The sequence below is a fragment of the Peribacillus sp. P4_C12 genome, assembly GCF_056402095.1.
This window is the reverse complement of the sequence record NZ_JBFUIB010000660.1, coordinates 1-1,749: the sequence shown is the minus strand read 5'-3', so window position 1 is coordinate 1,749 and position 1,749 is coordinate 1. Positions and strand designations below refer to the sequence as shown.

At 37.0% G+C, this 1,749-nt stretch carries 1 protein-coding gene and 2 pseudogenes; all 3 read left to right on the top strand.

The window, feature by feature from the left end; genetic code table 11:
* Positions 1–802: ethanolamine utilization protein EutH (eutH, locus tag AC1DUW_RS27730; protein WP_477644041.1), on the top strand; the 802-nt coding region annotated here is incomplete at its 5' end.
* Between the two features lie 174 nt (positions 803–976).
* Positions 977–1,165: pseudogene (locus tag AC1DUW_RS27725) on the top strand (DDE-type integrase/transposase/recombinase); the annotation flags it as partial.
* A 371-nt stretch (positions 1,166–1,536) separates the two neighbouring features.
* Positions 1,537–1,749, top strand: a pseudogene (locus AC1DUW_RS27720) (spermidine synthase); the annotation flags it as partial.

Sequence of the window (1,749 nt, the reverse complement as noted above, 5' to 3'; positions counted from 1 at the left end):
ATTTATTACAACAAGCATACTTGCTTTAATGGACACAAAGATTAGAGAAACGATTAGTACAACGGCAGAGCCGACGTATCAATTATCGATGTCAATAGGCACGATCTTGATTAACCTTGTTCCTTTGACTGTGGTTGGGATATTTATTGCGATTGGATTACGGATGTTCCCTAATTTAATGATTAAAGGTTTTATGTGGATCGGTCACTTCATGAGCGCAGCGATGAAGTTGGTATTAGTTTTTTCGATTGTAGAATATTTTACTGGTGTTTTTTCGACGGTGTTCGGAAGCTGGGGATTTGATCCGATTATTGCGGATGAAGAAGATCAGTTTAGAGGGTTAGAAATTGCCGGATATATCGGTATTATGCTTGCGGGCGCGTTTCCGATGGTCCATGCTATTCAAAAATATCTTGCTAAGCCACTTCAATTTTTTGGTAAGATGTTGGGCTTGAGCAGCATCGGTAGTGCAGGAGTTATTGCTGCTACAGCTAATCCACTAGCCCTTTTTAAAATCATTAAGGACATGCCTGCTAAAGATAAGGTACTAACGATTGCTTATGCGATTAGTGGTGGTTGGATGATTGGTGATCAGCTCGCATTCCCGGCAAATTTCCAACCAACTATTATTTTTCCGGTAATGGTTGGAAAGTTTCTTGGTGCTATCCTGGCCATTATCTTAGCGTATCGTATTTCTGTTCCAAAAGCGCTAGAGATTGAACGGAATCAGAAGTTAGAGGATGAAGCCAAGAAGAAGGTGGCAGCTGACGACAATCAAGTTCCTCTCGAGGCTACAGTTTAATATATTTCTTCAGTGTTGGAGAAGAAATATGACTTTTATGAACATTCAATTCGTGGAGCCGTTCATCAAAATTGTTTACGACCAATTGACAGAGTAATAGATGTTTTGAGTGACACACGTGCATATCCAATTAACACCAAAATCACTCATTTCTCATTTTACCTTTGATTTTAAGAAGAGAAACATATACCTGAAGGCATGCAAATAAGGCAAGTTAGATATCTCAAGAATATAGTAGAACAAGATTACCGTTTTATTAAGAAGCATGTTTGCTCTATGTTAGGGTTCAAATCATTTCATACAGCTAATTATATACTCAGTGGCATCGAAGTGATGCATTGCAAATCGTTTAGGTTAATATAACCCTTACAGATAATCCTAGTTAAGTTATGTTTGAAATTCAAATTCCCATTAAAAAAGCTTGACCTTTGTGAAACGCAAAGGTTTATATTATATCTATCACTCTATAAAGATGGTATGACGGGGTGAGAAAAGGCTTGATTTTGTCTATACGTCAGGTTCCTGATTCTCGACGTCGGAGGACCAGCCGCCAATGAACTATCGTTTATTGTGAGGTATCATTAAAGAGTGAATATAGACAGATTTAATCGAATTTTCAATTTTGTATGATCCGATAGAAGTAAATGCATCCGAAGCAGTGCCATCTGCTTCGAGTTCATCTATCTTATGTCTGATCATATAAATAAAAATATAGAAAGGAAAAGAAATCGAATATGGAATTATGGTTTACAGAAAAACAAACTGAGTCTTTTGGTATTACAGCAAGAGTTAATAAAAACCTTCACTCCGAGAAAACAGAGTATCAACAATTGGACATGATTCAAACCGAAGAATTCGGTAATATGCTTCTACTTGACGGAATGGTTATGACCACCGAAAAGGATGAATTTGTCTATCATGAGATGATTGTTCATGTTCCATTATAT